This window comes from Ferruginibacter paludis (assembly GCF_030409685.1).
GTDB lineage: Bacteria > Bacteroidota > Bacteroidia > Chitinophagales > Chitinophagaceae > Ferruginibacter > Ferruginibacter paludis.
This window is the reverse complement of record NZ_JAUFQJ010000011.1, coordinates 20,294-44,020: the sequence shown is the minus strand read 5'-3', so window position 1 is coordinate 44,020 and position 23,727 is coordinate 20,294. Positions and strand designations below refer to the sequence as shown.

The 23,727-nt window shown below is 38.2% G+C and carries 23 protein-coding genes and 1 tRNA gene; 7 read left to right on the top strand and 17 right to left on the bottom strand.

Translation table 11 applies throughout. From position 1 onward, the window contains the following. Positions 1–2: 2 nt before the first annotated feature. Positions 3–656 (bottom strand): murein L,D-transpeptidase catalytic domain-containing protein, encoded by a 654-nt coding sequence (locus tag QWZ08_RS17885; protein ID WP_290338881.1) that lies wholly within the window; start codon positions 654–656, stop codon positions 3–5. A 213-nt stretch (positions 657–869) separates the two neighbouring features. Here QWZ08_RS17885 and QWZ08_RS17880 point away from each other — a divergent pair, with 213 nt between their 5' ends. Then, entirely contained in the window at positions 870–1,442 is a 573-nt protein-coding gene (locus tag QWZ08_RS17880) for an RNA polymerase sigma factor (RefSeq protein ID WP_290338880.1), read from the top strand. Beyond that, positions 1,432–1,863, top strand: a complete 432-nt coding sequence (locus tag QWZ08_RS17875; RefSeq protein WP_290338879.1) for a hypothetical protein — start codon at positions 1,432–1,434, stop codon at positions 1,861–1,863. The genes QWZ08_RS17880 and QWZ08_RS17875 overlap by 11 nt, the downstream gene beginning before the upstream one ends. Before the next feature lie 47 nt (positions 1,864–1,910). On the opposite strand, the gene QWZ08_RS17870 is transcribed toward QWZ08_RS17875, so the two are convergent. The 4 genes from QWZ08_RS17870 to QWZ08_RS17855 form a co-directional block, all read right to left on the bottom strand. Continuing rightward, the gene (locus QWZ08_RS17870; RefSeq protein ID WP_290338878.1) at positions 1,911–2,255 is read right to left on the bottom strand and encodes a hypothetical protein; all 345 of its coding nucleotides are present in this window, start codon (positions 2,253–2,255) and stop codon (positions 1,911–1,913) included. A 123-nt stretch (positions 2,256–2,378) separates the two neighbouring features. After that, entirely contained in the window at positions 2,379–3,683 is a 1,305-nt protein-coding gene (gene der, locus QWZ08_RS17865) for a ribosome biogenesis GTPase Der (RefSeq protein ID WP_290338877.1), read from the bottom strand. A 107-nt stretch (positions 3,684–3,790) separates the two neighbouring features. Then, a complete protein-coding gene (gene era / locus QWZ08_RS17860; RefSeq protein WP_290338876.1) occupies positions 3,791–4,657 on the bottom strand; it encodes a GTPase Era in 867 nt (288 codons plus the stop codon). Positions 4,658–4,820: 163 nt separating this feature from the next. Further along, positions 4,821–4,892: transfer RNA gene (locus QWZ08_RS17855), tRNA-Met, on the bottom strand. A gap of 64 nt (positions 4,893–4,956) precedes the next feature. Between QWZ08_RS17855 and QWZ08_RS17850 the strand changes: the two genes are divergently transcribed. Next, entirely contained in the window at positions 4,957–5,814 is an 858-nt protein-coding gene (locus QWZ08_RS17850) for an alpha/beta hydrolase (RefSeq protein ID WP_290338875.1), read from the top strand. Between the two features lie 4 nt (positions 5,815–5,818). Here the strand turns inward: QWZ08_RS17850 and QWZ08_RS17845 are convergent, their stop codons facing one another. Then, positions 5,819–8,518, bottom strand: coding sequence for a 4-alpha-glucanotransferase (locus QWZ08_RS17845; protein ID WP_290338874.1), 2,700 nt, complete (start codon positions 8,516–8,518; stop codon positions 5,819–5,821). 196 nt (positions 8,519–8,714) lie between these two features. On the opposite strand from QWZ08_RS17845, the gene QWZ08_RS17840 reads away from it, so the two are divergent. Then, the gene (locus tag QWZ08_RS17840) at positions 8,715–8,870 is read left to right on the top strand and encodes a hypothetical protein (RefSeq protein ID WP_290338873.1); all 156 of its coding nucleotides are present in this window, start codon (positions 8,715–8,717) and stop codon (positions 8,868–8,870) included. Positions 8,871–8,884: 14 nt separating this feature from the next. On the opposite strand, the gene tpiA is transcribed toward QWZ08_RS17840, so the two are convergent. The 4 genes from tpiA to QWZ08_RS17820 form a co-directional block, all read right to left on the bottom strand. Beyond that, the gene (gene tpiA, locus QWZ08_RS17835) at positions 8,885–9,646 is read right to left on the bottom strand and encodes a triose-phosphate isomerase (RefSeq protein WP_290338872.1); all 762 of its coding nucleotides are present in this window, start codon (positions 9,644–9,646) and stop codon (positions 8,885–8,887) included. A gap of 12 nt (positions 9,647–9,658) precedes the next feature. Continuing rightward, positions 9,659–10,678 (bottom strand): putative sugar nucleotidyl transferase, encoded by a 1,020-nt coding sequence (locus QWZ08_RS17830; RefSeq protein WP_290338871.1) that lies wholly within the window; start codon positions 10,676–10,678, stop codon positions 9,659–9,661. A gap of 120 nt (positions 10,679–10,798) precedes the next feature. Further along, positions 10,799–11,053, bottom strand: a complete 255-nt coding sequence (locus QWZ08_RS17825) for a type B 50S ribosomal protein L31 (protein WP_290338870.1) — start codon at positions 11,051–11,053, stop codon at positions 10,799–10,801. A gap of 138 nt (positions 11,054–11,191) precedes the next feature. Beyond that, entirely contained in the window at positions 11,192–11,683 is a 492-nt protein-coding gene (locus QWZ08_RS17820; protein ID WP_290338869.1) for a YajQ family cyclic di-GMP-binding protein, read from the bottom strand. 241 nt (positions 11,684–11,924) lie between these two features. Here QWZ08_RS17820 and QWZ08_RS17815 point away from each other — a divergent pair, with 241 nt between their 5' ends. Next, entirely contained in the window at positions 11,925–13,340 is a 1,416-nt protein-coding gene (locus tag QWZ08_RS17815) for a sensor histidine kinase (RefSeq protein ID WP_290338868.1), read from the top strand. A 78-nt stretch (positions 13,341–13,418) separates the two neighbouring features. Here the strand turns inward: QWZ08_RS17815 and QWZ08_RS17810 are convergent, their stop codons facing one another. From QWZ08_RS17810 to QWZ08_RS17795, 4 genes are all read right to left on the bottom strand, one after another. Continuing rightward, positions 13,419–14,591 (bottom strand): IS4 family transposase, encoded by a 1,173-nt coding sequence (locus QWZ08_RS17810; RefSeq protein WP_290338867.1) that lies wholly within the window; start codon positions 14,589–14,591, stop codon positions 13,419–13,421. Between the two features lie 188 nt (positions 14,592–14,779). Next, the gene (locus tag QWZ08_RS17805; protein WP_290338866.1) at positions 14,780–17,224 is read right to left on the bottom strand and encodes a TonB-dependent receptor; all 2,445 of its coding nucleotides are present in this window, start codon (positions 17,222–17,224) and stop codon (positions 14,780–14,782) included. 130 nt (positions 17,225–17,354) lie between these two features. Then, positions 17,355–18,683, bottom strand: coding sequence for a prolipoprotein diacylglyceryl transferase (locus QWZ08_RS17800; RefSeq protein ID WP_290338865.1), 1,329 nt, complete (start codon positions 18,681–18,683; stop codon positions 17,355–17,357). A 114-nt stretch (positions 18,684–18,797) separates the two neighbouring features. After that, complete coding sequence (locus tag QWZ08_RS17795) at positions 18,798–19,214, bottom strand: BrxA/BrxB family bacilliredoxin (protein ID WP_290338864.1); 417 nt, start codon at positions 19,212–19,214, stop codon at positions 18,798–18,800. Between the two features lie 240 nt (positions 19,215–19,454). On the opposite strand from QWZ08_RS17795, the gene QWZ08_RS17790 reads away from it, so the two are divergent. Next, a complete protein-coding gene (locus QWZ08_RS17790; RefSeq protein ID WP_290338863.1) occupies positions 19,455–19,895 on the top strand; it encodes an Hsp20/alpha crystallin family protein in 441 nt (146 codons plus the stop codon). Positions 19,896–20,032: 137 nt separating this feature from the next. Further along, positions 20,033–21,295, top strand: a complete 1,263-nt coding sequence (locus tag QWZ08_RS17785; protein ID WP_290338862.1) for a hypothetical protein — start codon at positions 20,033–20,035, stop codon at positions 21,293–21,295. Positions 21,296–21,366: 71 nt separating this feature from the next. Here the strand turns inward: QWZ08_RS17785 and QWZ08_RS17780 are convergent, their stop codons facing one another. The 3 genes from QWZ08_RS17780 to rpmI form a co-directional block, all read right to left on the bottom strand. Further along, positions 21,367–22,764 carry a type III PLP-dependent enzyme domain-containing protein gene (locus QWZ08_RS17780; protein ID WP_290338861.1) on the bottom strand — a complete coding sequence of 466 codons (1,398 nt, stop codon included), beginning with the start codon at positions 22,762–22,764 and terminating at the stop codon, positions 21,367–21,369. Between the two features lie 149 nt (positions 22,765–22,913). Further along, the gene (gene rplT / locus QWZ08_RS17775) at positions 22,914–23,261 is read right to left on the bottom strand and encodes a 50S ribosomal protein L20 (RefSeq protein WP_290338860.1); all 348 of its coding nucleotides are present in this window, start codon (positions 23,259–23,261) and stop codon (positions 22,914–22,916) included. Positions 23,262–23,319: 58 nt separating this feature from the next. Beyond that, on the bottom strand, positions 23,320–23,520 hold the full coding sequence (rpmI, locus tag QWZ08_RS17770) for a 50S ribosomal protein L35 (RefSeq protein WP_290338859.1): 201 nt from the start codon (positions 23,518–23,520) through the stop codon (positions 23,320–23,322). Positions 23,521–23,727 lie beyond the last annotated feature (207 nt).

The following is a 23,727-nucleotide window of genomic DNA, read 5'->3' as shown; positions in this document are numbered from 1 at the left end:
TCTTAGTAATAAATCTCAAGCAGTACCGGCTTGTCAGACCGGTTAATGAGTTTCTGCAGTTCGTTTAAAAATAAAGGAGCAACTGTCGGGCAACCCCAGCTTTCGCAAATCGGCAATGGTGCAGTTTCTGTATTGGGTACACATGGATGTGCATGTAACACCACAAAGCGGTTATAAGCGTTGCTGTTGGTGGCATCAAGTCCATATAATTTAAAAGCAAGCCCGAATTTACCATTGTAACTATTGCCTATTTTATATTTACCCAGCGAAGTACATAAACTGTTTGCGTTGTTTGAAAACTGAACAGAGCCCAACATACTTCTTCCGCTGCCATGTGCTACCAGGCCAGCCATTTCAATAGAATCTCTTTTAAGATTGTAAACAAAAAAACTGTTTTTGCCGGAGGCTATTTTCATGTCAACCATAAAACAATAGTCAGAATTGTATTGGTTTAGTTTACTGTATTCCTTTACAGATAAAGCCTTTTGCTGAAGTCGTTGCAATACACTGACGTCGCCGGCCGTTGTTTTATAAACAAACTTACCTGCATTTTTTGTCGAATTAAATTTCGGTTTATACCATAAAAAATAGCCCAGGGCAGTAATGGCAATCACCAGCAGCAGCAGTGTTGCTGATAGCTTCAAAAATAATTTCATGCTGTTTTTGGTGAGGTGAGATGCGGGGCAAAATTGTTTCCATAAATATATTTCTTGCAGTGTTAAAGAAATATCAATTCATTAAGCCAAATGCATTTACCTAATTATCCTTAAGTAGTTTATATAAATGTAGCTGTGTAAGTAAAACATTTTACTTTATTTCTGTTTATGGAATTTTACTAAGTTTACATCTAATCAGTACACCTGACTACTTTGAACCCGGACAAATACAAACATATCGAAGACAGCGAGTTGCTTAAATATTTTTATGCCGATAAAAATAATGAGTGGCTGGGCATATTGCTACAACGCTACACGTTGTTGTTACTGGGTGTTTGTATGAAGTACTTAAAAAATGAAGAAAAGGCGAAAGACGGCGTGCAACAGGTTTTTTTGAAGGCCATTACCGAATTGCATAAGTACAAGGTAGATTATTTTAAAAGCTGGTTGTACATGATTGCTAAAAACCATTGCCTGATGAAACTGAGGGACAAAGGAAAAATCCCGGTTGAAATAAATGAAAGACTGCTGGCTACACCCGATGACACCGCAGACAAAAAAGACTTTATTGCAAGAGATACAACACTAACGCAAATGGAAATTGCCTTGCAGCAATTAAATCCGGAACAGCAACAATGCATAACTTTGTTTTATCTGCACAAAAAAAGTTATCATGAAATTACTGCAGCAACCGGCTATACTTTACTGCAGGTGAAAAGCAGTATACAAAACGGAAAACGCAATTTAAAAATAATGCTGGAACGGCTACAAGAAAATGAACAGTGATTTAAAAGACATATTATCCAACAGCAATAAAGATATTGACAACCAGCTGCTGATGGATTACCTGAGCAAACAGGTAGCCCAGCCGGATACGCATGATCTTGAAAAAAGTATGGTAGAAGATGATTTTTTAAATGATGCTGTAGAAGGTCTGCAGGAAATAGCACCATCCCAAAACCTGGGGCTGTATGTAGAACAACTTAACAAGGAACTTCAAAAACAGCTTTCAAAAACTAGAAAAAGAAGAGACAAACACAGCATAACAGATAAGCCCTACGCTATTTTTGCCATTATACTTATTTTGCTACTGGCGGCCGTAGGTTATATAATATGGAAAAAAACTTCACGGCATTTACCTGCAGTAAGACAGGTAACCTCAAGCACACAACCTCAAGCCCCATCAAAGGCAATGGATCTTAAATAAAAAATCCCCCTGAAATTCAGGAGGATCCTTCTTATATATTTTACCGCTTAGTGTTTTGCAGCTTCTTTAGCTTTATCAGCCATTTTATCAGCACCAGCTTTCATTTTGTCAGCGCCTTCTTTAGCTTTATCTACCATTTTATCAGCAGCTTTGTTAACCATTTTGCTTGCGCTGTCGGCAACTTTGTTCATCATTTTATTTCCGCTATCAGCAGCATTGCTGATCATCTTATTTGCAGTATCAACTGTGGCAGCAGCAGCTTTTGTAGCAGAATCAGCAGCAGAAGTTGCAGCTTTTGCAGAATCAGCAGCAGATGCGGCAGTAGATTCACCACCATTGTTACAAGCAGTCATTGACACCGTAACGGCAAGAATAGCAATTAATTTTTTCATTGTATTGTTTTTTGTTTTAAAATTTGTGCGAATATACTCTCTTTTTTTAATTGATCAAATATATCTGCGGTTATTAGATTTTTTTCGTAAACGGCTTAGTTACTAAAAAAGTATATATGGTAATTATTTTTTCCTGAAAAATATCCTGACCGGAACCCCGGTGAATTTAAAGTTGAGTCGCAACTGATTTTCAAGATAATTTTTATACGGTGTTTTAACGTCGTCCGGGTAGTTACAAAAGAAAGCAAAAGACGGCACTACGACCGGCAATTGCGTAACGTATTTTATTTTTACCTGGTTACCCCTTACCACAGGCGGATGGTAAGCTTCTACGGCCTTCAACATTTTATCATTTAATTTAGAAGTGGCAATTTTTTGTTTGCGGTTATCATACACTTCCAGCGCTATTTCCATTGCCCTGAATATCCTGGTCTTTTCCAAAGCCGAAATAAAAATGATAGGCAAATCGCTGAACGGAGCAAACCGCTTTTTCAATTCCACTTCGTAATCCCTGGCTGTATTGGTTTCCTTTGGCATTACATCCCATTTATTTACCAGTACAACGATACCTTTTCCTTTTTTCACCGCCATTGCAAATATGGACAGATCCTGCGCCGCTATTCCTTTTTCTGCATCCAGCAACAGTAAGCAAACATCAGCTTCGTCTACCGCCTTGATTGCCCTGATTACTGAATAGAATTCAAGGTCTTCATTCACCTTGGCTTTACGCCTGATACCGGCTGTATCTATCAATACAAATTCCTTGTTAAATAAATTATAGTGTGTATGAATAGTATCTCTTGTGGTACCCGCTATTTCACTCACGATGGTACGCTCCTGCCCTGTTAAAGCATTTAGCAAAGATGATTTACCAACATTGGGCTGCCCAATGATAGCAAATTTGGGTAATGTCTTTTCTTCAGGTTCAGGTTCATCCTCAATTAAAGCCGTTATTTCATCCAGCAAATCACCGGTTCCGGTTCCGCTGATGGAAGACAAAAAATGTATCTTATCAAATCCAAGGCTATAAAATTCGGAAGCTTCCAATAACCTGTCATGGTTATCTACCTTGTTTACCACTAAAAAAACAGGCTTGGTTGTCTTGCGTAGCATCTGTGTCATCGCTTCATCCAGATCAGTAATACCCGTAGCAACATCTACCATAAAAATAATTACGTCGGCTTCTTCTATTGCTATTAAAACCTGTTTACGGATTTCCTTTTCAAAAATATCCTGGGTTTTCGGTACAAAGCCACCTGTATCTATTACGTTGAATAATTTGCCATTCCATTCGGCTATACCATACTGGCGGTCACGGGTAACACCACTCACATCATCCACAATGGCTTTACGCTCTTCCAGCATCCTGTTAAAGAAAGTACTTTTGCCAACATTGGGCCTGCCTACGATTGCTACTGTAAAACTCATTTCTTATTAATTGATAATTTTTAATTGATAATTGATAATTACTGCCCCTGAAAAATTCTCTGATTGAAAAAATTATCCATTGGTAAATTATCATTTATCCATTTAATCTAATAACCGTACTCTTTCAATTGCATTTCATTGTCTCTCCACTTGGGTCGTACCTTTACAAACAATTCCAGAAAAACCTTACTGTCTAAAAACGCTTCAATGTCTTTCCTGGCGAGTGTTCCCAGCTGCTTGATCATTTTACCGCCTTCACCCAAAATAATTCCTTTTTGTGTATCCCTTTGAACAATGATGTCTGCAACAATTTTTATCAGTGTAGTTTTCTCTTTGAACTCCTGTACCAACACAGTGGCATGATAAGGAATTTCCTCACCATACAATAAAAATATCTTTTCCCTGATCAATTCACTTACAAAAAACTTGGTCGGCAAATCACTGATATCATCTCCTTCATAAAATGGTGCACCCTCGGGCAGCAATTCAATTATTGTAGCGAGTAATTTTTCAATTCCTTTTTTCTTCAATGCAGAAATAACAACTACTTCTTTGCAGTAAGGTTGTTGTTTAAAAAAATCGACCGCCTTGTCAATATCTTCATCACTCACAGCATCCGACTTATTTAAAACTACCAGTGCCGGAACTTTTAATTTTAAGGCTGAAAAAATCACATGACTTTCTTCCGGATTTTCCCTTGCATCGGTAATTAATAATGCTATGTCGGCATCTTCCAGGCTTCCTTTTACAGCCTGCATCATTTTTTCGTGCAGTTTGTATCTGGGCTCAATTATGCCGGGCGTATCAGAAAAAATAATCTGGTGATCTTCGCCGCTTAAAATGGCTTTAATGCGATGCCTGGTAGTTTGCACTTTGTGCGAAACAATAGCTAGCTTTTCGCCTATAAGGGCATTGAGCAAAGTACTTTTGCCTGCATTAGGCTTACCAAAAATATTTACGAAACCGGATTTCATGTATGTAACCTTTAGATAGCAAGTCTATAAAAGACTTTGATTACCGCATACAAACAGACGACTGGAGGAGGTGATCAAATTCATCAGCAACTTGCCAAGAATAAATTTTAAAGAGACATTCTCTTAAAATAAAATGGGCTCAAATGAGAGCCACATTTATTAGTTGCGAAGAGAGGGATCGAACCTCTGACCTTCGGGTTATGAGCCCGACGAGCTACCGCTGCTCTACTTCGCGGTGCAAAACTAAGGGATTACACTTTTGCCGCCAAATAATATACATTCGTATTTCAAATTAATTTATGAAACAAAAGTTAAAAAATGTAATAATGCCAGTGGTAGCCTGCTTCTTACTGGCCGGATGTCATAAAAAAATAAAACAGCAGGAAGACGAAATATACAGCCGGCACCTGCAGGAACACATCAAATTAACAATAATCAGCACACCAATACCCGATAATAAGAGCGATATGAACCTGCTTTTGTTAAATGACGGGCAGGATGTTGATCAATTGCGAATTAAAACCATCACCGACAGCCTGTATAAAAAGAAATTGATTTTACCGTTGCTGATTGTTGCCATCCACGCAGGCAACCGGATGGAAGATTATGGTGTAGGTGGTTACCCTGATTTTAAAAACAATGGAAGCAAGGCCGATAAATACGATGCCTTTATCAGTGATGAACTGTATGATTTTGCAAAAAAGAAAGCAGGTGTAAGAAAATTTAATTCCATTGTAATTGCAGGCTGTTCATTGGGCGGATTATCTGCATTTGATATTGCATGGAACCATGCAGACAAAATTGATAAAGTCGGTGTTTTTTCAGGCTCTTTCTGGTACCGGGACAAGGATACAACGGCTGCGGATTATGCGGATGACAAAGATCGCATCATGCTAAGCAAAATAAAATCTTCCCGGAAAAGGCCAAAGCTTACCTACTGGTTTTATGCAGGGGATAAAGAAGAAGCCGGGGACCGTGATCATGACGGAATAACGGATGTGGTGGATGATACAAAGGATCTGCTGACCATCATTAAAAATAAAAATGTCTGCCCTCCGGGTGACATTGTATATACAGAGACGCCGGAGGGCAAGCATGACTACGCCAGCTGGAGCAGGGTTTTGCCTGACTTTTTACTATGGGCTTTTGGAAGATAAAAAATTATCTGCCGCTTGCCTCTACGTCTTTTTTTAAATCTTCGTTGAAGCCCTTTTCTTTAATCAGGTCTTCAAGATTAAGGTGCATCCTGTACCTCCAGTAATGCCTGGGGTCGGCCGGAATGTTGATGCGTTCATCGTTGGGATTATTCCTGCGCAATGTTTCACTACTACCTAAAATATCCTGCAACTGAAAAATGCTCCACATAGCCGGTGAATAAATATGCTGCAACACGATTTCCTTATTGATATACGGTTCGCAGTAAAACGGAGCTGCACCATAATGCCCCAGCATATTGTTATAAAATTGCTGCGTTTTAGCCTGGTCTTCTTCCCACCAGCCTCTTATGGTACTCATGTCGTGTGTGCTCGGTGTCACCACGCTTAAGTAAGGCGCATTTACCGGGTGAAAAAAAACATCTGTTGTTTGCTTGGGCATGCGCTGAATTTCCAGGCTTAGCATACCTAACTGCCGCATCACGTCTGGCACACAGGCGGGCACCATTCCCAGGTCTTCTCCGCAAACCAGCATATCTGTGCTGCGCTTTAATTCGGGCAGTTTTTGCATGGCCTGCTTTCTCCAGAAATCATCCTGCCTGCGGAAGAAATAATCTACATACAATTCTTTCAACTTCTGCTTGCTGTAGTCGTCCAGATCTCTGAAAGAAGTTGTGTTTTCCATCCCAATGCGAAAATGAAATTCCTGCATCTGCGATCCCGGCTCTTCTATAAAAATAATATTGCTGATTAAATCGAAAAGCCCTCCTTTAATCAGTTGAGTAAAATCAGTTTCAGGTAAATGGCTGAAATAATCTGCAACTTTTCTTTGTGTATTAAAAGCAGGTTTTAATTCATAAAAACCATCGGCCGGGTTTAAAAAATTCTCTTTTACAAATGCAGCCTGCTCCCTGAATTTTTCCTGCAGCACATATTCTGTGATATAAGGCTTACAATACCGGTGATATTGAAAGGAAATATTGTTTTGAAAAAGTTCGTTGATATGTACTGGAATTGCAGGAACAAAGCGTCCCAGAATTCCTTCCACTGCATCCAAAGGAATACTCCAGATTCTAAAAAATCCAAGTATATGATCGATGCGAAATACATCGAAGTATTCGCTCATTTGTTCAAAGCGCTGCCTCCACCAGGCAAAGCCGTCTTCCTGCATCTTCTTCCAGTTGTAAGTAGGGAAGCCCCAGTTTTGCCCTTTCACTGCAAAATCATCCGGCGGTGCACCGGCCTGGGCATCCATATTATACAAACCAGGCGCCATCCACGCATCGCAGCTGTACCGGTAAATGCCTATCGGCAAATCTCCTTTAACTACAATGCCATTTTTATGTGCGTATAAGGTGGCCGCTTTTAACTGCTGGTGTAAATGATACTGAATAAAGTAATGGATGGCCACCGCATCATAGTGAGGCTGGTCGGGCGATGCCAGATCCTGTATTTCGTCATCTTTGAATATACTGTAAGCGGGCCATGTATTATAATCCGCTGTTTTGTACTCATCTCTTAAATAACAAAATGCCGCATAAGGCACCAGCCAATGACGGTTTAAATCAAAAAATTCGAAGTATTTTATGTCGTTGCTGAATGCTTCCTTTTGATCCTGGTACAATCTTTTTATAGTGGCAAACTTATACTTCATCACTTCTTCATAATCTACCTCTGCTAAACCATTTAATTCTTTTTGCTTTTGTTTAAGCGATTTTAGAATAGCTGAATTTTTATCACCCGCTACTTTACTGAGGTTTAAAAATAATGGGTGTAATCCGAAGGCAGAAACTGCTGCATAGGGATAAGAATCAGTCCAGGTATGTGTAGCGGTAGTATCATTTACCGGAAGCAACTGTATTAATTTCAAACCTGTTTCTTTAGCCCAGTCTACCAACAATTTGATGTCAGTAAATTCGCCTGTTCCAAAACTGTTTTCACTGCGCAAACTGAATACTGGAATAGCTACCCCTGCTCCTTTCCAGTTCGGTGCAGCAGTACGTACAAAACCATCATGAGAAATGGTGTATTTACCGTTGCCGCCATCGCCGGGCAACAGGCGGTTGTCACCAGTCTCAAAGCGAACAAAAGATTTTTCTACTGCATTGTAAATACCATATTTGTAAGAAAGCGGGAAGCCACCGTTTGCAATACTTATGCTTATCTTCCACCAGTCGTTTTGTTTGGTGAGCAACAAGGGGCTTGATACATCCCAGTCACCTAAAACTTTTCCGCTACCGGTTATACAAATTACTTCATTGGTTTTAAGCAGCGGACATTTCACTTTAAATTCATGTGTATACTTACCTGCTGGTGTGTCAATTGAGGTTGCAGCTGTCACCTGCTTCAACAATACCTCTTTAAAAGGTTTTGTATAAAATGCATTCTCGATAGTTCCGGCATAATTCCAGGTATCAACCAATATCAGTTCTGCAATATCCTTATTGGCACAATCAATTTGTTTGTTGTCTTTCCATTCAGCAATAACATTACCTGGAGCGTCTTTTAAAATGTAGTAATATTCTATGTTCCCTGATTCAATATCTATATCAGGAATTTCAATTTCGCAATGACAAAACTGGTCGTTGAGGTATTGTAGGGGAATAGCCTGATTTTGATCATAATCGCCCAGGGCAGAACAGTTACCGGTAACATAAAGGGTTTGGCCGAACCGGGTATAAAAACGCAAATAAAAGTGAGTGGTCATTTTATGGCAAGTTAATTTGCGGCAATATAAAACCTTTCAATCACAATGTAAAAAATACACAATGAAATAAGTTTAATACTTTGTGTTTAATAGGCCTAAATACTTACACAGTTAGTTAACTATTTAAAATAGCAGATAAAAAATAAGGCAAAACATTTTATGTATGTTTTGCCTTATTTTTGCAAAAAAAATTTCAATGGAAACAACTAAAAAATCAACCGGTCTTTATTGGGTATTATTCCTCGTTTCTATCGCAGGCCTTGTGGTAACCTATAGCTATGCCGGTGGTTATGCTTCATTAGTTTTACCTTTTAACTTCACCTTTCTTGCAAAGGCGTTGGACCTTATGTAAATTTTATACCAAACTTATTTTAAACTTCTTATAATGGCTGCAAACTCTGTGGCCATTAAAGAAGCTCCCCCTACAAGTCCTCCGTCTACATCAGGCTGGCTGAATATTTCTTTTGCATTAGCAGCTTTTACACTTCCGCCATACAAGATAGAGATACTTTCTGCTACTTCATTACCATAACCTTGTGCCAGTACGCTGCGAATATAAGCGTGTATTTCCTGGGCTTGTGCACTGGTGGCGGTTTTGCCTGTTCCGATGGCCCAAATTGGTTCGTAGGCAATAACAAATCCCGTTAACTGTTCTGCTGTCAAGTGAAACAAACTTTCCTTTATCTGTGATTCCACAAAACTGTTCTGAGTGCCCGCTTCTCTCACTTCCAGCGCTTCTCCGCAGCAAAAAATGGGTTTTAAGCCATATTCAATACACAAGTCAATTTTTTCAGCCAATACCTGGTTACTTTCGTTAAAATATTCCCTGCGTTCACTGTGTCCCACGATCACATAATCGGTACCAATGCTTTTTAATATTTCTACACTCACTTCTCCTGTAAAGGCACCAGACACTTTATTGTAACAGTTTTGTGCTGCGACAAAAACGTGGCTTTTGCCTGCAAGTATATTTTTTACATTCACGAGGTAAGGAAAAGGAACTGCAAATACAGTTGCCTGGGTCTCATTTAATTCCCCGGTTGCTTCCATCAGCTCGTTTACCAACGTCTCGCCTTGCTGAATGGTGAGGTTCATCTTCCAGTTAGCCGCAGCTATTTGTTTTCTCATTGTTTTAAGTTTTTATTGATTGTAAAGTTGTTCTAAATTTTTCTTTTCATGAGGAGTCAGTACAGCTCCTTTTAGCTTTTTCCAGTTACTGATATCCTGTAAAGCTTTTTCAAAACTGTAACGCTCCTTTCCCCATGAAAAATCATTTACCAGTTTTGGAGGAAACCCTTCTCCAAAAATATTGCAGCAAACTCCCACCACTGTACCAGTGTTAAAAGATGTGTTGATAGCCGCCCTGCTGTAGTCGCCCATTAACAAGCCACATTTCAATCCCATGCCAATGTAATCCCTTTCTTTATTACTCCATACCCTTACAGTGCCGGCAGTATTTTTTATATTAGACGTAGTGGTACCTCCGCCGAGGTTACACCATTCACCAATTACACTATCGCCAAGGTAACCATCATGCCCCTTGTTGCTGTTGGCAAACATGACTGAATTTTTGATTTCGCCGCCTGCTGTGCAATAGGGACCAATGGTAGTGGCGCCATAAATTTTACTGCCCATTTTAAGTACGGCGCCTTCGCACAGCGCAAAGGGTCCTCTTATCATACATCCTTCCATTACCTCTGCATTTTTACCAATATATACCGGCCCTGTGGTGGCGTTGATGATGCTGTGCTCTATAACAGCCCCTTCCTCTATAAAAATATTGGAAGGCGATATAGCCCTGTTAGAGGTTGAAAGGCGTGCCGAATATCTGCCTTTTGTAATGAGCTCAAAATCTTTCTGCAGCGCCCATCCATTCAGTAAAAAAATATCCCAGGGTCGCTGGATGCTTTTTATATTCTCGTGTTCTGCTAATATTTTGCCAGCAGCATATGAGGCTGCAATCAAACTGCCTGTATCTTTCGTTGGGATAATATTGGATGGTACCAGCGAATATTCAATTGATGCATCATCTTGTGCTTCTATCAATGACCATTTTTCGCGGATAGTTAGTATACCTACGCGAATATCTGCTACTGAACGGGTTGCAGTGAAGGGGTACAACTGTCCTTTTAGTAAATCATCACCAGGTATCGCTGTCATGGAATGTAAATTACAAAGCAAAAAATTATCAGCATATTTATCATCCGATAAAAAAAATCCCCCCGGGGAAACCGAAGGGACATAAAGTATTTACAAGTAAACAAATAATAGTAAAATATACTAGTTTGCTTTCTTTTCGTAACGCTTCTTAAATTTGTCAATACGTCCTGCAGTATCCACCAATACATTTTTACCAGTATAAAACGGATGAGAGGTGTTTGAAATTTCCAATTTAATTACTGGATATTCCTTGCCATCTTCGTGCAAAATTGTTTCATTTGAATTGGCCGTAGAACGACTCAAAAATGTGGTTCCATTACTCATGTCTTTGAAAACAACAAAACGATAATTTTTGGGATGCAAATCTTTTTTCATAATTGTAAAGGTTTGTGCATGGATTTTGCCATGCGATTTTTAAAGAGTGCAAAAGTAAGGCAAATAATTTAATAATGGGCCACTAAAATGAAACAATGGACTAAAAGGCTTCAATTACCGCTTCCTGTCAAAGGAACACTAGCTCTTCATGTTGGTTTGCTGTAACGCTATGCCAATATTCCATCCCCTTGACGCCTGTATGACTTCCTGTAGATCGTCTATTTTTTTTCCTGTAATACGGATGATATCGTCCATAATGGCGGCCTGAACTTTAAGTCCGCTGTCTTTAATCAACTTCACAATTTTTTTTGCATCTTCCTGCTTGATACCATTTCTTACAGGTATTTCCTGCTTCACAATTTTCCCGCTTTGATGCGGCTCTTTAGAAAGATCGTACACCTCCGGTGCAAGCCCCTGCTTCATACTTCGGCTAATCAGCACATCTATAATCTGGCTCAATTTCATCTCACTGTCTGCTTCGAGGTTTACCTTAAACTCTTTTTTATTAAGTTCAACTACTACATGACTTCCTTTAAAATCAAAGCGGTTGGTAATTTCTTTGCTTACAGTGTTGATGGCATTATCTAAAGTTTGCAAATCAACTTTACTGGCAAAATCAAATGATGGCATAAGTGACAATTTTTAAAAATATTCAGAAAATGATTAGCAAAACTAAGTATTTATCTTTTGCCTCTCCACTTTTTACACCAGTGCAAAATGCATTTGCACTAGCGGACTTTTTTCAAAGTATCAATTTGCTTGACGTATTTCTTAAATTTTTTCATGGGTAATTATAAAAAGGGTATATTTATTACACCATTGTACTCTGTGTAAGCTGCTGTTTGTTCCAATAACCAATGCGTTTACCGGTATGATTTTTTTGCAAAACTTTGTCCATAAAATTAAAAATATAGGGTATACTGATTACCTGTCCGACTATGAGAAGAAACGACTGGTTATTTTCAACATCCTCAACTTTACAGGTTTTTGCCTGGCCACAATCAGAACTTTATACACGTTATTGCTGGCACCTGCCTGGTACAATTACTGGACAGTAGCTTCAAATTTTGGACTCTTATCTGCGTTTTTGGTGCTATTTGCAGTAATACATCGTCATTTGTACAGTACGGCAACAGTAGTGTCTTTTGCAACTATTCCGGCTTTGCTGGCATTTTCAAGTTTGACGACACCTGATTCCGGCACAGAAATTTACCTCATACTGTACATGATGCTAGCCTTCTTTTTTCTTCATAAAATAAGAAATATCATTTTTGCTTTCAGTTACTCTTTGCTTCTCTATGTTGGTTTACATTTTTATTTTAAAAATAACCCTGCCGGCACAGCGTCCAGTTCAATGGCTATTTATTATACCAGTTTTAATTATCTGTGTTCCTTTTTAATGATATTTATTACCATGTACCTGATTAAATTTCAGGTATGGAAGTATGAAAGATCAATTAAAGCAAAGAAGGAATTAATCCGTCTGTCCAATAAAAATATTTTGTTTAAAACGAAGCAAATAGAACAACAATCAGCATTGCTACAGAAGAAAAATGTGGAGTTAACCGAACTTAATAATATTAAGATCAAACTATTTTCTATCATCTCGCACGATCTCAGAACGTCTATTTATGCATTGAAAAATATAATGGATGCCTTTGCCAAAGGCGCCTTTTCAAAAGAAGATATGTTGATGAGTTTACCTGGTGTAAATGCAGAAGTGGACAAATGTGTAGAACTGATGGATAATCTGCTCAGCTGGGCACGCAACCAGTTAAACGAAAGCAAGGTGACACTGCAAAGTCTTGAACTGAGCAATATTACCTCCAACACGTATAAACTTTTTTCAAAAAAAGCGGCTGAAAAAGGCATTACGCTCATCAATAACATTGAACCAAATACCTGTGCGTATGCAGACGCCGACATGATGAAAACAATTTTGCGCAACCTTATTGGCAATGCGTTGAAATTTACCAGGGCTGGTGGCTGTGTTGAAATTTTTTCGGAAAAAAATAATGAAACGGTTAACTTAATGGTGAAGGATGATGGTGTTGGTATCAGTGAAGAAGCACTGACCAAAATATTCAGTGAAAAATACTATACAACATTGGGTACGGGCCAGGAAATGGGTACAGGGCTGGGACTGATGATCTGCAGGGATTTTATTAAATCCAATAATGGAAAATTTACGGTCAGCAGCAAAACCGGCGAGGGATCCTGCTTTACCATTACATTACCCATCTATAAGAAAAACCTTCAAATGCAGGAAGCATCAGTTGACTATTAATTTAACTGGCTTTCGCGTAACCAGTTTTTTGGATTACTCATCATATACAATTTGGTATAGTCTATCACTAGTGTCCTGTTAAAATAATTCCATTGTTAATTGTTGACATTTTTGTTCTTTGACATTCTTATGGACATCACTTTTTAATAACACATTTAAGTGTGTTTTATCAAATAATGAGGCACTGATTATTTGCAGTATTTCATAGGTTGACCGATTTGTTTTCAATTTACATTTAATGATTGCCACCAGCGTGTACGTTATTATTGCTATATAAACTTGTGTTTTTACCGCATTCATTGATGTACCCCAAAATGATTTTATTTTAAGGTGCTGCTTTATCCATTTGAAGAATAATTCCACTTTCCATCGATATTTATACAGCAATGCAATGTCTGTTGCAGGCTGTTGAAAGTTATTAGTGAGGAATACAAATATTCTTTGCTGCTCTTTGTCAAAGTATTTAATTCTTCTTAAGACTTCAGGGTAGTTGGTTGAAGATTTAATGCTCTTAAGCTTTATTGTCTGGTCACATAAAATACTGTTTGCTTTGTCTGGTTTAACTGAACGGATTCGCCTGAAATTGAGATTTTCTTTGGCTCTTACAACAAAATAAGCTCTTGCTGAATTGATTGAAAACAAACGCTTAAAATCTACGTATGCTTTATCTACAACGTAGAACCCATCTGCCTCGTAGATTAATACATCCATTGCTTTCACATCATGCACATTACCTTCGGTTATGTGTATAAAGGCTGGAATTGAGGTTTTTACATCGTACAGCGTATGTATTTTTATCGCACCTTTTGCTTTTCGAAAAGTTGCCCACCAAAACACGTTCAAGCAAAGATCAACGGTTGTATAATCAAAGGCATACACATTCCCAGGAAGCAAAAGAGGAAAGTCAGTTTCATCAGTTAAATGGCCTTGTGCAATTGCAATCATTTCGTAAGCAAAAGATTCGTAAATACTACAATTACGCTGCTCATTTGCCATTGCTAAATTTGAACGGGACACATTTTTTCCTAAACCTAAATGATAATATTTATTGGAATGGGCACTGATAGTAATGAGCAGATCCCGTAAACTTTCACGCCCACTCAACTGGCCAAAAATCATACACATCAGCTGATTCCAGCAACTAAAATGTTTTACCCATTTGTTACCCTCGTATCTTGAAACACATTTATCAAAAACCCGGGCAGGCAAAAAAGTAATAATCTGTGCAAACACGTATTTACCATTATTCATGGCAAATTTTAACGGAAATTTTTCGGATACTATTCAAATCGTCACCATTTATTTTTCGCCTTAAATGCACGTCTATAAAGAATTTCAAAGAACTATTGATTAATTTAACAGGACACTAGTGATAGTCTATCTATAAAACAAAAAACGCAGCCCTTAAAGAACTGCGTTTTTGAATATTCAACCTCAAATTAATTTACTCCTTTTATCCTGTTCTGTTCATCTCCGGCACCGCCCGTATTTCTTTTTTGAACTCCCTTGATTGGTTTACCAAACCGGTAGGTAAAGTTGACTGATACAACTCTTGAATCTCCATACTGATGAAAACGGGCATCGGTATTAAGAATGTCAATTTTACCATTTTGTATCATGGAGAAAAATGCATCCCTTACATTTAACTTAATCGTTGCCTTCTTTTTTAAAATCTCTTTTTGTATGCCTGCATTTACCTGGCTTAAAGGATTGATTGATATCTGGCCCTCAATTCCTTTAGTACGATAAAAGCCCGATAATTCTGCACTCCAGCCCTTGTTAAATTTAAATTGGTTGTTAATATTAATCAGGTAAGTAGCCCCTGTTCTTTTTTCGCTGTTGCCAAATGTCAATCCTTTGTACTGGCTGTAATTGGCTTCTGAATAAACAATCAGAGTCCAGATTTTGGTAATTGCTTTTTGAGCATTGACAGATATACTTCCATTGTCAGAACTGGCAAAATTACCTTGCTTAATTACCGTTGCATAGCCTCTTGGTTCAAAGGTTTCGCTAAACAAATCTTTTGTGTGAGCATAGTTGATTGTTGTAGTCAGCCATTGATTAAAAGTGTGCGACATCTCCAGTACATTGGCATAAGAGGGACGTAAAAAAGGATTGCCTTCACCGTAGGTATATTTATCCAGGTAGAACATAAAAGGATTCAGATCTTCATATGCCGGACGATTGATTCTTCTGCCGTATGAAAATGTAAACTGATTTTTTTCATTGGCATTGTAGCTTACAAACATAGTCGGAAACAATCCGGCATAGCTTTTTGTAAAAGAGCTGTCTGGTCTTTGCGGATTACCAAACTGGTCGCCTGAATAATTAGTATTTTCCAATCTAAGCCCTGCCTGGAAGCCCCATTTTTTTATTTCTCTACTTGCATTTAAATATGCGGCATTGATGTTCTCTTTATATCTAAAGCGGTTTGTTTTTTCATAATCCGGATGCTTTACATCGTTGATGATATTAAAATAGCCCGCTGTATTATCTGTATTTACAAAACTTGTTTTTACACCGGTTTCAATTTTTACGCCTTTCCTTAACGGGTGCGTATAATCTGCTTTCAGAGAGTAAATTTTTATCACCGATGGCAGCTCTCCTACCAGTTTGTTACTGTTGGAAACAGTTCCATCAGGCAAATAAGTGATGTTACTAAAAGGTTGCGTTTTAGTGGCATTGTAATCCATGTAGTCTGCGTCCATTGTAAACTCTCTTCCTGTAGAATCAAACTGATGTCGAAGGTTAACATTCACTGCTCCATTTTTCCACCGGCCATCTTCTGAACCTTCGGAAACTGCTACAGAGTCAACAATACCTAATTTGCTTTTTAAATAACTTGTATTAAGATTGGATTGCTTTTCAGGATTTACAAAACCAGAAACCACCACTCCAACTGTAGTCTTTTTACTTGCGTAATAGTCAACGCCGAGTTTTGCGCTGTTGCTCCCATTGTTGTGTAACATCCTTGCATTCTGATCAAAAATGGCATTTACCGACTGATCTGAATTTTTATAAATACGGTTGATATCCAATTGCTGAAAATTTTTGCGGTGATTAACACTTAGTGTGCTAAACACATTGAATTTGCCGTTGCGGTAATTTAAGTTAAGGCTGTTATTTGTTTTACCATAAACGCCCTGGCCATAACCAACGGTAGCACTGCCGTTGAACCCTTTTTGCTTGTTCTTTTTTGTTTTGATATTGATAATCCCAGAGTTGCCAGCAGCATCATATTTTGCAGAAGGATTGGTCATTATTTCGATCTGGTCTACATTGGTGGATGACATACTCCTCAACAGGTTGGCCAGTTCTGCACCGTTTAGGTAAGAAGGCTTTCCGTCCAACATTACCATTACGCCCTGTTTTCCTTTCAGACTTATATTGCCGTCTTTGTCCACTGTAACGCCCGGGCTTTTCTCCAGCACTTCCATTGCGGTGGTACCAGCATTCGTTACAGAAGCATCTACATTCACAACAGTTTTATCAATTTTTCTTTCGATAAAAGCCTTTTTGGAAACGATTGTTACATCCTTCAATTCTTTTCGGGCGGGCTGCAATTGCAAAACCTCTACAATAATGGTGGGCTTTTCAACTGAAAGGGTAAGCTGTTTACTGTAAGTTGTAGTATGTCCTGCTGAGCTTGCAGCTACCATATAATTACCTTCGTTAATATTTTCAAAAGAAAAATTGCCGCTTTTATCAGCAACCGCTGCCTTTACAAGACTGCTATCATTACTATGTAATAGTGATATAGTGGCTGCGTCAACTATTTGCTGATTGCCATCATCTTTAATTGTACCCGAAATTTTTCCGTTTAGCTGCGCAAGGCTGACAATACTTATACTCATAGCAGTCAGCAGGCTTAATAAATGTTTCATATTCATTTGTACCTTGTTTTGAATTGTACATAACAAAAGTAGGTACTTTGCATTGCAAGGAACAGTATTATACACAAACGGTTATTAGCTACCATGATTGGTAAAAAGAAGTTACCAGCAAAAAGGTTGTTTACGCGGATCTTGAAAACCTCATTTTAGCTATAACAATTAATATAACGCCGGACAAGATGAGGAACAAAGCGATTATTTCAGCCTGGCTAAGGTGAAAACCAAGTACGGTATAAAGGTGATTTACACGTATTTTTTCAATAAAGAATCTTTCGAACCCATTCAGAACAAGATATAAACCGAACATTACACCTGGAATCTTTAGTCTTTTTCGATATGCCCACATCATCAAAAATAATAAGGTGCACATAACGGTCTCGTAAAACGCAGTCGGAAAAACAGGTTGAGGTAAAGCACGACAGTGCTCTTCATTACAACCAGGAATCTTTTTGCCGTCTTTATTTACATTCATTGGGTAAGAATAGGCAATCATCCATTTTGGTAAAAAAGAAGGTCCTTTTACTGCCAGTCGTGGTACTGCTTCCAGGCTGGTGAAAGTTCTGGCAGTTGGTATGTAAGTGAACAAGTTTCCGCTATCCAGCACCCTCGCCTTCAGATGATAATTGGCAAATTTTCGTAACTCCTGATCAAATTCCGGCTGCGTGCATTCCTTTACCTTACCGTAATCGTCGCTTATGTAGGCGCTGTTATAAATTCCCCAGTCTCCATCTCCAGATACCTGGCATCCGATACGGCCAACGGCATACGCAATCATCAAGGCAGGCGCCGCAGCATCCGTCAAATGAACGAGTTTAATGCCTTTCCTGTAAGCAAACCAGCAAATCGCAATCGTGGCCAAAATCAATCCGCCATAAAATGCAAGGCCGCCCCCAGAAAAAATGGTTCCAATTGGGTCGGCAATCAGTTCATCCAGGTTTTCCATAGCATCAAATAACTTGGCGCCCAAAATGCCGAATATTAACCCTAGTATGATTATATCGCCTACCCTGTCATGCGGCCAGATTCTCACATTTCTTTGCTCTGGTTCTTTAAGTTTATGTTTATTTTTTTCCCACCACTTTACACCTATTAATATCAATCCCAGTATTATGCCAGCAAATAAATTACCCTCACGTGAGAAAATATATGTTTGTGCGCTAACCTCATCAGGTTTGTTAAGCACTAAACCAAACAATTTATAGCCAAATAAAAAACCGGTAACAAAATTTACAAAAAGATCAAGGAAGGAAGCCGGCATCCCAACTGTTATGGCTTCCTCCCTTGGTAACAACAGACCTTGCTTTTCCTTCCGTTTTAGTTCGCTTGACAAAACCACAGCGGCAGACACGAACCCCATTGCCACCATTAAGCCAAATGTATTAAACAGATTAAGCGCTTTCCACTGAACTCCAAACAGGTCTTTAAAAAAATAATATAGATTGGGATACATACTTTAAAATTAAGTGTTGCAAGATATTCAATTATTCTTTGCAGTAAATTGATAGTATGCTTAAATAAAAATCCCGAAACTGAAGGCTTCGGGATTGACAATTAAAATGTTCTTTTAGTTACAGTACTGCTCAAATGCACCAATTAAATTTTCGGCAATCATTTGGGCACTTCTTCCTTCTATATTGTGCCTTTCAATAAAATGAACCAACTGGCCGTTTTTAAATAAGGCAATTGAAGGGGATGACGGAGGATAGGGCAACAAGTGCTCCCTGATTTTTTTAACTGCGTCCACGTCAAAGCCTGCAAAACTGGTTGCCAGGTTATCAGGCTTTTTTGCACTGTTATGCACGGCCATCAAAACACCAGGTCTTGCTGTTCCGGCACTACAGCCACAAACTGAATTTATCACCACAAGCGTAGTTCCTTCATTGGCTAACCTGTTATCTACCTCTGCGGCAGTTAACATTTCTACAAAGCCATTTTCAGTCAGCTCTTCCTTCATTGGTATTACTATTTCTTCCGGATACATAGTTTTTTGTTTTTAGAAAGCAAATTTACAACTTAGTTTGAATTAATATTCAAGTTTATCAATACGTTTTCACCGGTACACCCGACGAAAGAAAACGACATCCCGTCATACATATTCAAAGTAAAGTGCCAGTATGGCTTAAATGTCTATAACAAAAGGTCATATTTTCTAAAAAAGGGGGCTGGAACAACTTTTGAACAATCAAAACAAACAAATTTTAAAACTAAAAAAATTATAGACATGACATTCGTAAAAGTAAACAACCCGCCTGTAAGAAATTTTGATGGTTTGATGAAAGATATTTTTAACGAGATCCCGGCTTCTTTTGGAAAAACTTTCCGGGAAGATGTTTTAGGTTTTCCTCCGGTAAATATCACAGAAAACGCAAAGGTATATCAGCTGGAAGTTGCAGCACCCGGTCTCGAAAAAACTGATTTCACAATTAAATTAGATGGTACTTTATTGGTAATCAGTGCATCAAAAAAGGAAGAAGCAACAAATGACGACGTAAAAAGCATCCGCAAGGAATTTAGTAACAAAGGATTTAAAAGAAGTTTTACGCTGGATGAAAAAATTGATGCGGCAAATATAGCGGCCAAATATGAAAATGGTATTTTGAAGTTGACACTTCCCAAAAAAGAAGAAACAGCTCCGGCAAGCAAAGAAATCGCGATTCAGTAAGGTTAGAGTAAAAATAGAGTTTGTTTTGGTTAAGAAAAGGCTATTCTGTTAATGCAGGATAGCCTTATTTTGTTTAATTACCTGTTAGCCTTATTTTTATGTTTTACCTTTGCCGGTATACCTCTTAAAAGAAAAACATGATCAAAAAAAATTGTTTATATCTCCTGATTTTCTTCACCCTTCCGGCAACACTTTTTTCACAGGTTAAATTAGATTCCATTCCGGTAATATCTAACCCGGCTGATACGGCTTTGCGGATAAAAAATCTTAATCCCTATTTTAGCCTGCATGTTGACTCTACGCTAAGATATCCGCTGATAATTAATAAAGACATTGCTAAATATTACTGGTTTTTAAAGAACTCTCCCGTAGGCTTAAAAATCAATAAAGACAATGGTGAACTTACATTTAAAGCTGAAAAATCATTTTTCCTTTCGGGGAGATTAAAGTATGACTACGAATATAAAGTATCGTTAAGCGTCCAAAACCTCGACAATCCGGAGGAACGCGTAGACACGAGTTTTGTGCTTTTGTTTTACAATACAGAGATTATACCTTCCAAGGTAAAGCCTACGGTAACAAATACTTTATTTATTGATGAAGGCGATACTGTGAGTTTTAAATTGCAATGTGACAACGGTAATTTTCCGATTGAGGAAATTACTTATTTCAGTAATTATCCGATAAAATCGCTGACTCCCGTTACTAAATGTAATGATGATTTTACCTGGCGGGCACCCTTTGATTTTATTAAGGACACAGATAAAGATAAAATAAAGAAACTGGAGATCTATTTTATTGGTACCAATAAGTTTAATAACCGTGATACCGCCATCATTAATATTATTGTAAAAGAAAGTATCAATTACCCGCAGCAGGTTATTGAATTTGAAAAACTGCGGACAGAAATCGACCATTATGTATTGCAGCTTAAAAGTAGCTTTAGACTGGTTGACAAAAAGATAAAAAAGACGAAAGGCACCAGAACAAGTTTTGATCTTGCATCTGCCTCAACAGCGCTTGGAGGAACAGTATTTTCTTCTTTACCGGGCAGAAGTGAGCAAACTGCAGGCAAAATTTTACCAAGTGTAGGCGTGGCGCTGGTGCCGGTAAAAGAGGCTTCTGCACCAAATAGTTCATCTGACCAAAATACGGCTACCTTAATTAGGAACAGTATAAAAAGGCTTGAGTATTTACTAGCAGACAACACATTGGCGGGAGAAAAAGATCCTAATATTTTAACGAAGTCTAATAAATTAAAAGAAGAATTAAAACAGAGTCAGGTACAGTTAATTGATATTCCAATTGCGGAGGAAAATTTAAGCCAAAAAGAATTGGATGATTACTTCAACAATCCCAAAGTAAATAAGAAATATAAAGTAAAACATAAAGCCAATTAAGGTGACATCGTTATAATAAAAAAAGTGGCAGTTGCCACTTTTTTTATTATAATTCTTTAATCCGGATAAATTTACATATATCCTAAAATCTTCAGCATACTTTGTGCGGTTTGTTCCTTTGCATACACCCAGTCAACCAGTTTGCCATTTTTATCCCGTTCTACAATAATATGTTTTGGAGACGGTATCAGACAGTGCTTTATACCGCCGTATCCACTTATCTGGTCCTGGTATGCTCCGGTATGGAAGAAGCCCACATACAGCGGCTCTCCACCTGCAGTCAGCTTCGGCAAAAATACTTCATTGATATGTTCCTCAGAATCATAATAGTCATGACTGTCGCAAGTAATGCCCCCCAAGGTTACCCGTTGGTATTCATCCTTCCATTTGTTGATTGGAAGCATCAGAAATTTCTCCCCAATCCCCCAGGTATCTGGTAATGTTGTAATAAAAGAAGAGTCGATCATGTACCATATCTCCCGGTCATTCTGCATCTTTTCTCCAATTACGCTATAAATGTGTGCCATGCTTTCGCCAACGGTATAGCTGCCGAATTCGGTAAAAATATTAGGCATCTGCACTTTGTTTCTTTTGCATGCAACCTTAATATTACGCACAATTTCATTGATCATGAACTGGTAGTCATATTCAAAACCAAGCGAGTGTTTTATAGGAAAGCCTCCACCGATATTGATTGAATCCAGTTCAGGACAAATCTTTTTTAACTGGCAATAAAGGTTAATTACCTTGTTTAATTCACTCCAGTAATAGATATCGTCTTTTATCCCCTTGTTTAAAAAAATATGCAGCATCTTCAACTGAAACTTATGCTCAAACCCTTCAATTTCATCTACATAAAATTCCAAGATATCTTTCGCCCGCATGCCCAGCCTGGAAGTGTAAAAAGGGAAATTCGGCTCTTCCTCTGCAGCCACCCTTATACCCACTTTAAAAGGAACTTTTACCGATTTATACGCCTTCAATTCTTCCTTATTATCCAGAATAGGAATTACATTTTTAAAGCCTGTATTCAATAAGCGGGCAATACGGCTTGTATAGGACTTTTGCTTGTAACCATTACAGATGATAAAGGTGTCCTTATTAATCTTCTTGCGTTCGTATAATTTATTTACAATTTCTATATCGTAGGCGTAGGAAGTTTCTAAATGAATATCATGCTTAAGCGCTTCTTCCACAATGAAAGAAAAGTGTGAGCTTTTTGTGCAGTAACAATAATTGTACTTTCCTTCGTACTGGTGTTTCTTAAAGGCCTTGGCAAACATATCTTTTGCCTTATTAATCTGCATACCTATTTTTGGCAGGTAGGTTAACTTGAGCGGCGTTCCATATTTATCAATCAGCGATTTTACATCCAGCCCATTGTATTGCAAATACTCGTTTTCAACTTTAAAATCATGTTGAGGAAAGTTAAAAGTCTGATCGACCAGATCAGCATAAGTATTGTTCATGTTATTCATTGACTGCAATGGGTTTTATTTATGAAATGCAAATGTACTTGAATGAGAAATGTAATGCATAAAAAACCGGCTATGATTTTGTCATACCCGGTTTTTCTTTGTTGAAAGGTTCAACTATTCGTTTTAAATAAAAGTATTTGTTATCCTTTTACCTGCGCAACAAGGCTCTTAAAACTTTCTGGTTCATTCATTGCCAAATCGGCCAGCACCTTGCGGTTGATGTCGATATTTTTAACGGCTAACTGGTGAATGAATTCGCTGTATGTTAACCCTTCGGCCCTTACGGCGGCATTGATACGTGCAATCCACAAAGTGCGGTATTCACGCTTCTTTAATTTACGGCCAACATAACTGTATGTTAAGCCTTTTTCCATTACGTTTTTGGCGACGGTATAAACGTTTTTACGTTTTCCGTAATAACCTTTGGCGGCTTTAAGTACTCTTTTTCTCCTGGCCCTGGATGCAACTGCATTTTTTGAACGTGGCATATCTTAATAATTTTGAAATGTTAGTGTGTTGAAATGTAAATTGGTTGTTGAAACTGATTTAACCTTTCAGACGTAATAAACGCAATACGAAATCGTGGTTGGTAGAATGCACTACGCCATCTTTTCTTAAATTACGTTTGCGTTTTTTCGATTTCTTAGTTAAGATGTGACGTTTAAAGGGCTTTTGAAAAGTAACCAGGCCGGTTCCTGTAACTTTGAAACGCTTCTTTGCGCTCGAGTTGGTTTTAACTTTTGGCATTTAATAACTTATTATAGTTACTCCCTGCTGGCGTTCCGAACAGACGGACACTTTTTGAGCCATGTGGGAAATGATCAAAAAAGAAAGAGCTCTTTTTCGGGCGGCGAAGGTAGGAAAAAGCAGGCTATTTATAAAATAAATTTACTTCTTCTGCTTAACACGGCATTATTGAAAACAAAAAGAGAAGCAATGCTTCCCTTTTTAATA

Coding starts and splice junctions, on each gene's coding strand:
- QWZ08_RS17885 (WP_290338881.1), bottom strand. CDS start 656: ATGAAATTATTTTTGAAGCTATCAGCAACACTGCTGCTGCTGGTGATT.
- QWZ08_RS17875 (WP_290338879.1), top strand. CDS start 1,432: ATGAACAGTGATTTAAAAGACATATTATCCAACAGCAATAAAGATATT.
- QWZ08_RS17870 (WP_290338878.1), bottom strand. CDS start 2,255: ATGAAAAAATTAATTGCTATTCTTGCCGTTACGGTGTCAATGACTGCT.
- der (WP_290338877.1), bottom strand. CDS start 3,683: ATGAGTTTTACAGTAGCAATCGTAGGCAGGCCCAATGTTGGCAAAAGT.
- era (WP_290338876.1), bottom strand. CDS start 4,657: ATGAAATCCGGTTTCGTAAATATTTTTGGTAAGCCTAATGCAGGCAAA.
- QWZ08_RS17850 (WP_290338875.1), top strand. CDS start 4,957: ATGAAACAAAAGTTAAAAAATGTAATAATGCCAGTGGTAGCCTGCTTC.
- QWZ08_RS17845 (WP_290338874.1), bottom strand. CDS start 8,518: ATGACCACTCACTTTTATTTGCGTTTTTATACCCGGTTCGGCCAAACC.
- QWZ08_RS17840 (WP_290338873.1), top strand. CDS start 8,715: ATGGAAACAACTAAAAAATCAACCGGTCTTTATTGGGTATTATTCCTC.
- tpiA (WP_290338872.1), bottom strand. CDS start 9,646: ATGAGAAAACAAATAGCTGCGGCTAACTGGAAGATGAACCTCACCATT.
- QWZ08_RS17830 (WP_290338871.1), bottom strand. CDS start 10,678: ATGACAGCGATACCTGGTGATGATTTACTAAAAGGACAGTTGTACCCC.
- QWZ08_RS17825 (WP_290338870.1), bottom strand. CDS start 11,053: ATGAAAAAAGATTTGCATCCCAAAAATTATCGTTTTGTTGTTTTCAAA.
- QWZ08_RS17820 (WP_290338869.1), bottom strand. CDS start 11,683: ATGCCATCATTTGATTTTGCCAGTAAAGTTGATTTGCAAACTTTAGAT.
- QWZ08_RS17815 (WP_290338868.1), top strand. CDS start 11,925: ATGATTTTTTTGCAAAACTTTGTCCATAAAATTAAAAATATAGGGTAT.
- QWZ08_RS17810 (WP_290338867.1), bottom strand. CDS start 14,591: ATGAATAATGGTAAATACGTGTTTGCACAGATTATTACTTTTTTGCCT.
- QWZ08_RS17805 (WP_290338866.1), bottom strand. CDS start 17,224: ATGAAACATTTATTAAGCCTGCTGACTGCTATGAGTATAAGTATTGTC.
- QWZ08_RS17800 (WP_290338865.1), bottom strand. CDS start 18,683: ATGTATCCCAATCTATATTATTTTTTTAAAGACCTGTTTGGAGTTCAG.
- QWZ08_RS17795 (WP_290338864.1), bottom strand. CDS start 19,214: ATGTATCCGGAAGAAATAGTAATACCAATGAAGGAAGAGCTGACTGAA.
- QWZ08_RS17790 (WP_290338863.1), top strand. CDS start 19,455: ATGACATTCGTAAAAGTAAACAACCCGCCTGTAAGAAATTTTGATGGT.
- QWZ08_RS17785 (WP_290338862.1), top strand. CDS start 20,033: ATGATCAAAAAAAATTGTTTATATCTCCTGATTTTCTTCACCCTTCCG.
- QWZ08_RS17780 (WP_290338861.1), bottom strand. CDS start 22,764: ATGAACAATACTTATGCTGATCTGGTCGATCAGACTTTTAACTTTCCT.
- rplT (WP_290338860.1), bottom strand. CDS start 23,261: ATGCCACGTTCAAAAAATGCAGTTGCATCCAGGGCCAGGAGAAAAAGA.
- rpmI (WP_290338859.1), bottom strand. CDS start 23,520: ATGCCAAAAGTTAAAACCAACTCGAGCGCAAAGAAGCGTTTCAAAGTT.